The following is a 6,740-nucleotide window of genomic DNA, read 5'->3' on the forward strand; positions in this document are numbered from 1 at the left end:
CGACCAGCACCGTGACCCGCCACTTCCTCCGCGACGACGACATCACTCCCGCCGAGCAGGCCGAGATCCTCGACCTCGCCCTCGAGCTCAAGCGCGACCGCTTCTCCCGGAAGCCCCTCGCCGGGCCGCAGACCGTCGCCGTGATCTTCGACAAGTCCTCCACGCGCACCCGCGTCTCCTTCGCGGTCGGCATCGCCGATCTCGGCGGAAGCCCCCTGATCATCTCGACCGCGAGCAGCCAGCTCGGCGGCAAGGAGACCGCCTCCGACACGGCGCGGGTCCTGGAGCGCCAGGTCGCCGCCATCGTGTGGCGCACCTACGCGCAGTCGGGCCTGGAGGAGATGGCGCGCAGCACGCGCGTGCCGGTCGTCAACGCGCTCTCGGACGAGTTCCACCCGTGCCAGCTCCTCGCCGACCTGCTGACCATCCGCGAGCACCGCGGTCACCTCGCGGGACTCACGCTCACGTTCTTCGGCGACGGAGCGAGCAACATGGCGCACTCGTACCTCCTGGCGGGGGCCACGGCCGGCATGCACGTCCGCATCGTCTCCCCGGAGTCGTACTCGCCGGACGCGGCGGTCCTGGCCGATGCGCAGCGCATCGCCGCGACCACAGGCGGATCGGCGATCACCACGACCGACCCCGACGAGGGCGCGGCCGGCTCCGACATCGTGATCACGGACACGTGGGTGTCGATGGGCAAGGAGGACGAGAAGGCGGCGCGCGTCGCGACCTTCGGCGCCTACCGGGTCGACGCCGCCACGATGGCCGCTGCCGCTCCCGACGCGCTGTTCCTGCACTGCCTGCCCGCGGACCGCGGCTACGAGGTGACCGCCGACGTGATCGACGGCCCGCAGAGCGTGATCTGGGACGAGGCGGAGAACCGCCTGCACGCGCAGAAGGCCCTGCTCGTGTGGCTCCTGGAGCGCGCCGGCACCGCCGACGCCGCTCAGTAGACTCGACAGCCGAACCCGAGGAGAACCATGACGGAACGTCCCTCCGCCCGCGCGGGCGAGGCCGGAGCCCTCTGGGGCGGCCGCTTCGCCGGCGGCCCCTCGCCCGAGCTCGCCGCGCTCTCGAGGTCGACCCACTTCGACTGGCAGCTCGCCCCCTACGACCTCGCCGGCTCCCGCGCCCACGCCCGGGCGCTCGCCGGAGCGGGCTACCTCGACGACGCCGAGCTCACCGCGATGCTCGCGGCGCTCGACCGGCTCGAGGCTGCCGTCGCCGACGGGAGCTTCGCCGCCGACGAGTCCGACGAGGACGTGCACGGCGCCCTCGAGCGCGGCCTGATGCTCGAAGCCGGTCCCGAGCTCGGCGGCAAGCTCCGCGCGGGGCGCTCGCGCAACGACCAGATCGCCACCTTCGTCCGGATGTACCTCCGCGACCACGCGGCGCTCGTCTCGGAGCTGGTGGTGCAGCTCATCGACGCCCTCGCCGCGCAGGCGTCGGCGCACCCGACGGCGATCATGCCCGGGCGCACCCACCTCCAGCACGCTCAGCCCGTGCTCCTCGCGCACCATCTGCTCGCCCACGGCTGGGCACTGCTGCGCGATCTGGAGCGCCTGCGGGACTGGGCCGTCCGGGCGGACGTCTCGCCCTACGGCTCGGGCGCCCTCGCCGGCTCGACCCTCGGCCTGGACGCCGAGGCGGTCGCCCGCGATCTCGGCTTCGCGTCGAGCGTGCCGAACTCGATCGACGGGACGGCCAGCCGCGACCTCGTCGCCGAGTTCGCCTTCGTCGCCGCCATGATCGGGATCGACGTCTCGCGCATCGCGGAGGAGGTCATCCTCTGGAACACGCGGGAGTTCGCCTTCGTCACGCTCGACGACGGCTACTCGACCGGGTCCTCGATCATGCCGCAGAAGAAGAACCCCGACATCGCCGAGCTCGCCCGGGGGAAGTCCGGCCGCTTGATCGGCAACCTCACCGGGCTGCTCGCGACCCTCAAGGCGCTGCCGCTCGCCTACAACCGCGACCTGCAGGAGGACAAGGAGCCGGTCTTCGACTCGGTGACGACCCTCGAGGTGCTGCTGCCCGCGTTCAGCGGCATGATCGCGACCCTCACCTTCCACACCGACCGGATGGCGGAGCTCGCGCCCCAGGGCTTCTCCCTCGCGACCGACGTGGCCGAGTGGCTCGTGAAGAAGCACGTGCCCTTCCGGGACGCCCACGAGATCACCGGTGAGCTGGTCAAGCTGGCGGAGTCGCAGGGGAGGGGGCTCGAGGATCTCGACGACGCCGCGCTCGCCTCGGTGTCGCCGCTGCTCACTCCAGACGTGCGGTCCGTCCTCAGCATCGAGGGATCGGTGGCGAGCCGGGACGGTGTCGGCGGCACGGCTCCCGACCGCGTCGCGGAGCAGCTCGCCCGGCTGACCGAGCGCGTCCGGGTCGTGCGCGGATCCCTCCGAGGGGAGCGCCCGTGACCCTTCGAGGAGCGCCGGGCGACGACGGCCGTCCGCCGCTGCGCCCCTGGCAGCAGCGGACTCTGGTGCTCGTCGCCGCAGTCGTCATCGTCGCGGTGATCGTGATCACCCTCGTGTCGGGCCAGAGCTTCTTCTGAGCGCCGACCTCCCCGATCTCTCGCGCTCGGCCCTCGAGGTGGCACCGGAGCTGCTCGGCCGCGTCCTCCTGCACCGCACGCCGGAGGGCGTGGTCGGCGTCCGGCTGACCGAGGTCGAGGCGTACCTCGGAACCGGTGAGGATCCGGGCTCGCATGCGCACCGCGGACCGACACCCCGGACGGCTCCCATGTTCGGTCCGCCCGGGTCCGTGTACGCGTACTTCACGTACGGGATGCACACCTGCGTGAACATCGTCTGCTCCCCGGCGGGCGCGGCGTCGGCGGTGCTGCTGCGCGCCGGCGAGGTCGTATCGGGGGAGGATCTCGCGATGATCCGGCGCGGACCCGTTCGCAGCCGGGATCTGGCCCGCGGACCCGCACGGCTGGCGAAGGCCCTCGGAGTCCGTCTCACCGAGTCGGGCGACCCGCTCGAGGCGGCGTTCGAGCTGCTGCCGGGGGAGAGGCCGTCCTCCGTGGCGGCGGGCCCGCGCACCGGAGTCTCGGGCCCGGGCGGCGGGGACGACTTCCCGTGGCGCTTCAGCATCCCGGGCGACCCCACCGTCTCGCCCTACCGGAGAGCAGTGCCCCGGCGGCGGCCCGGAGCTCAGCCCGCGAGGTAGAGCCGGGCGAGAACGCCGAGAGCCGCCGCCCAGGCGAGGCTCGCCAGCGTGCCGATGATGAACCGCTCGCGCGCTTCCGGGGAGGCGAGCTCGCTGAAGCGGCCGACGCCCTTGATCGCCACCACGACCGCGATCCCCTCGGGGAGACCGCTCATCAGTGCGCCGGCCGTCGCGATCCGCTCGAGGACCCCGATCGTCGTCCCCCCGCGCAGCACCTCGATCGGCTGGCCGATCGCCGAGGGCGCGCTCCCGGCGGCGGGGCGGGAGGTTCCGGCGACCATGATGCCGCCGTGGCTGCCGCTGCGGGAGTCGGCCGTCGCGAGCCGGAGGGTGAGCAGCACGACCGGCCCGCCGCCCGCGATCGCCAGCGCGAAGGCCAGCACCGCCACCAGGACGGAGTGGATCGGGGGCGCGGACGGTCCGGCGACCGCCGTGAGCAGGAAGGCGGCGGCCGCCGCCACGAGGGGGATCCAGGCGAGCTGCGGACGGCGAAGGCGCACGGCGAGCACCGCACCGGCGAGTCCGGCGAGCAGCACGAGCACCACGCCCGTCCACGAGGCGGACTGCAGCGCGGAGGCGAGGAGCAGGGCGGGGGATCCGGGGGGTGCCGTCATCGGGGTGTCCTCTCGTCGGTGGGGTCGAGCGTACGGTCGACCACTGTCAGCAGGCGCGCGAGCGCGTCACGGGCGGGAGCGTCGACTCGAGCACTCGCCGCGCGGACCCGGAGGCTGACCGCCTGCGGGCTGACGGCGAGGCGCTCGGCCGCATCCTTCTGGGAGAGGCCGCTCTCGAGCAGGTCGACGATCTGCCAGCCGGCCTCGGAGCGAGCGTCGCGCAGCAGGAGGAGCGGATCGATCAGCGCCTGGACGTCCGCCGGTGCCGGCGCCGCCGTTCCCGGTGCGTCCGGATCGAGGGAGAAGCGCGTCGGCCGGCCCTTCGCCGCCTCGACCGCCCGGCGCGCCGCGAAGTACGCCTCGCCGGTCGCCGCTCTCGTGGTCGCCGGGAGCGGCCGGTCGACGGGTCCGATCCCGAGGCCGATGCTCCAGTGGCCGGTCCGGTGCAGCTCGAGTACGAGTGTGACGACGGCATCGGCCCGGTCGAGCACGCACTGGAACTCGTCGCCCGCCGTCCGCTCCGGGGGCAGGACGAACGTCGCCCGACCGTCGTCGATCAGGCTCGCGATCGCCTGGTCCACGCGGTCGTGGTCGTGCCTGCTGTCGCGCTGATCCGCGGTGACGACGAACATCGGACCTCCCCGATCAAGTATCCGCACTTGATCGCCCGAGATCAAGCCTGTGCGCTTGATTGGTGGAGACCGGCTTCTTCCCGCCACGGTAGCCTGGTCGGGTGATCGACCAGCACCTCCCCGGGTCCGCGACGAGCCCGAAGCTCGACCCCGCCTTCGACTCCGTGTGGGACGAGCTGGTCTGGCGAGGCTCGGTGCACGTGTCGACCGACGCCGGAACGCTGCGCGAGCTGCTGTCGGGGGAGCCGATCACCTACTACTGCGGGTTCGACCCGACCGCGCCCAGCCTCCACCTCGGGAACCTGGTGCAGCTGATCGTCATGCGCCGGCTCCAGCTGGCTGGGCATCGGCCGCTCGGGCTCGTCGGCGGCTCGACCGGGCTGATCGGGGATCCGCGTCCGACGGCCGAGCGGACGCTGAACTCGCGCGAGACGGTGACGGCGTGGGTCGAGCGCCTCCAGGCGCAGGTGTCCCGGTTCGTTCCCGCGGGCGGCGACAACGGGCTGCGCCTGGTCAACAACCTCGACTGGACCGCTCCGCTGTCGGCGATCGACTTCCTGCGGGAGATCGGGAAGCACTTCCGCGTGGGGACGATGCTCAAGAAGGACGCGGTCAGCGCCCGCCTCAACTCCGACGCGGGGATCAGCTACACCGAGTTCAGCTACCAGATCCTGCAGGGACTCGACTACCTGGAGCTCTACCGGCAGTACGGGTGCGTCCTGCAGACCGGCGGCAGCGACCAGTGGGGCAACCTGACGAGCGGGACCGACCTGATCCACCGCACGGAGGGCGTGTCGGTCCACGCGATCGGCACACCCCTGGTGATGAACTCCGACGGCACCAAGTTCGGCAAGAGCGAGGGCAACGCCGTCTGGCTCGACTCCGAGCTCACCAGCCCGTACGCGTTCTACCAGTTCTGGGTCAACACGGACGACCGTGACGTCGCCGACCGCCTGCGGATCTTCACCTTCCTGCCGCGCACGGAGATCGAGCGCCTGGAGAAGGCCGCTGCCGACGAGCCGTTCCGCCGGGAGGCGCAGCGCGCGCTCGCCTGGGAGGTCACGTCGCTGGTGCACGGAGCGGAGGCGACGCGCTCGGTGATCGACGCCTCGGCCGCGCTCTTCGGCAAGGGCTCGCTCGAGGGGATCGACCCGGTCATCCTCCGCGGCGCGCTCGAGGCGGTGCCCTCGATGGAGGCGACCCCGGAGACGCCGGCGCTGCAGGCGTTCGTCGAGACCGGACTCGTCGCCAGCACGGGGGAGGCGCGGCGGGCTCTCGCCCAGGGCGGGCTCTCGGTGAACAACACCGCCCTCCCGTCCGAGACCGTCACGCTCGGCGAGCTCCCGTTGATCGACGGGATCGCCGTCCTCCGTCGCGGCAAGAAGAGCTTCGCCGGGGCCTTCGTCCGCTGACCGCGTGCCCGCTGTCCTCGAGCGGACGCGGGCGATGACGGCGTCGGCGGTCTCATCAGCTCGGTGTCCGGTAGCCGGTAGCCGGTAGCCGGTAGCCGGTGTCGGGTACCGAGTCGGACACTCAGCGACGCACGGCCCCTGAATCGCGACACGCCCGGGACGCAGGCGATTTGCCGCTCGGCCGAGGCCCGACGTAATGTAACTCCTCGTCACCCCAAAGGAGCGGCAAGCGGGAGTCAGGCGCAGAGCGTCGAGACCAGCTGGCCCACCTCAAGCGGGGACCATCCCCTCACTCCCAGGCCTGTTAGAGATTCGTCTCTTGAAGACTGCGGGATCGCGAGCGTAAGATGCAAAGCCTCCACGGGGCACGGTCCCGGCTTCGTTGCAAGGCCTCACGGCCGAGCCCGGTGCAGCGGTGCGGTCCTTTATCGTGCAGCGAACACCACGAAGAAGCCGGACTTGACACGGCCTGCGGATGTGCTAAGTTAGTCAAGTTGCCACGGAGGCGATCGGGACTTCGGTTCTGACAAGCCTAACCGGTCTCGGCAAGCAAGACAAATCGAGTGGCTCACGCCCTCGTACAGCAAACTTCGATCACTTTCGTTGTGAAGCACCGTTCTGGTGTGGAGGCGGGATGTGTCCGATTCTTGAGAACTCAACAGCGTGCACTATGTTCAATGCCAATTTTATACCCCGGCCTTGATCTTCGGATCGGGTTGGGATTCCTTTGGAAATTGATGTCAGCTTCCGGCTTTCGGGTCGGAGAGATGTCTTATTTGCTAGAGGTCAAACTTGACTCCCCTTCTCTTCGGGGTTGGGGGTCGTAATTTTTTTACGGAGAGTTTGATCCTGGCTCAGGACGAACGCTGGCGGCGTGCTTAACACATGCAAGTCGAACG

General features: G+C 70.9%; 7 protein-coding genes and 1 rRNA gene. 6 read left to right on the forward strand and 2 right to left on the reverse strand.

Going from position 1 to position 6,740, the window contains the following annotated elements; genetic code table 11:
- Positions 1-11: 11 nt before the first annotated feature.
- Genes argF through C5C82_RS03235 form a run of 4 tightly spaced genes read left to right on the forward strand, consistent with a single transcriptional unit; the run spans position 12 to position 3,183 of the window.
- A complete protein-coding gene (gene argF / locus C5C82_RS03225) occupies positions 12-956 on the forward strand; it encodes an ornithine carbamoyltransferase (RefSeq protein ID WP_104238645.1) in 945 nt (314 codons plus the stop codon).
- A 27-nt stretch (positions 957-983) separates the two neighbouring features.
- A complete protein-coding gene (argH, locus tag C5C82_RS03230) occupies positions 984-2,426 on the forward strand; it encodes an argininosuccinate lyase (protein ID WP_104283772.1) in 1,443 nt (480 codons plus the stop codon).
- Entirely contained in the window at positions 2,423-2,563 is a 141-nt protein-coding gene (locus C5C82_RS17420) for a hypothetical protein (protein WP_160034127.1), read from the forward strand. Before argH ends, C5C82_RS17420 begins: the two co-directional genes overlap by 4 nt.
- A complete protein-coding gene (locus tag C5C82_RS03235; RefSeq protein ID WP_104354589.1) occupies positions 2,560-3,183 on the forward strand; it encodes a DNA-3-methyladenine glycosylase in 624 nt (207 codons plus the stop codon). The genes C5C82_RS17420 and C5C82_RS03235 overlap by 4 nt, the downstream gene beginning before the upstream one ends.
- Here C5C82_RS03235 and C5C82_RS03240 read toward each other — a convergent pair.
- Together C5C82_RS03240 and C5C82_RS03245 are read right to left on the reverse strand one after the other, a co-directional pair.
- The gene (locus C5C82_RS03240; protein WP_258059401.1) at positions 3,168-3,797 is read right to left on the reverse strand and encodes a hypothetical protein; all 630 of its coding nucleotides are present in this window, start codon (positions 3,795-3,797) and stop codon (positions 3,168-3,170) included. The genes C5C82_RS03235 and C5C82_RS03240 overlap by 16 nt on opposite strands.
- The gene (locus C5C82_RS03245; protein WP_104295161.1) at positions 3,794-4,429 is read right to left on the reverse strand and encodes a DNA-binding protein; all 636 of its coding nucleotides are present in this window, start codon (positions 4,427-4,429) and stop codon (positions 3,794-3,796) included. Before C5C82_RS03245 ends, C5C82_RS03240 begins: the two co-directional genes overlap by 4 nt.
- 101 nt (positions 4,430-4,530) lie before the next feature.
- Here C5C82_RS03245 and tyrS point away from each other — a divergent pair, with 101 nt between their 5' ends.
- Together tyrS and C5C82_RS03255 are read left to right on the forward strand one after the other, a co-directional pair.
- Positions 4,531-5,841, forward strand: coding sequence for a tyrosine--tRNA ligase (tyrS, locus tag C5C82_RS03250; protein WP_104295160.1), 1,311 nt, complete (start codon positions 4,531-4,533; stop codon positions 5,839-5,841).
- An 831-nt stretch (positions 5,842-6,672) separates the two neighbouring features.
- Positions 6,673-6,740: ribosomal RNA gene (locus C5C82_RS03255) — 16S ribosomal RNA — on the forward strand; the annotation flags it as partial.

The organism is Rathayibacter sp. AY1D5, from assembly GCF_002932515.1.
In the GTDB taxonomy this organism is placed as follows: domain Bacteria; phylum Actinomycetota; class Actinomycetes; order Actinomycetales; family Microbacteriaceae; genus Rathayibacter.

What these genes read in the sequence shown, in the direction of transcription:
- C5C82_RS03245 (WP_104295161.1), bottom strand. Translation starts at nt 4,429, where the DNA reads ATGTTCGTCGTCACCGCGGATCAGCGCGACAGCAGGCACGACCACGAC.
- argH (WP_104283772.1), top strand. Translation starts at nt 984, where the DNA reads ATGACGGAACGTCCCTCCGCCCGCGCGGGCGAGGCCGGAGCCCTCTGG.
- C5C82_RS03240 (WP_258059401.1), bottom strand. Translation starts at nt 3,797, where the DNA reads ATGACGGCACCCCCCGGATCCCCCGCCCTGCTCCTCGCCTCCGCGCTG.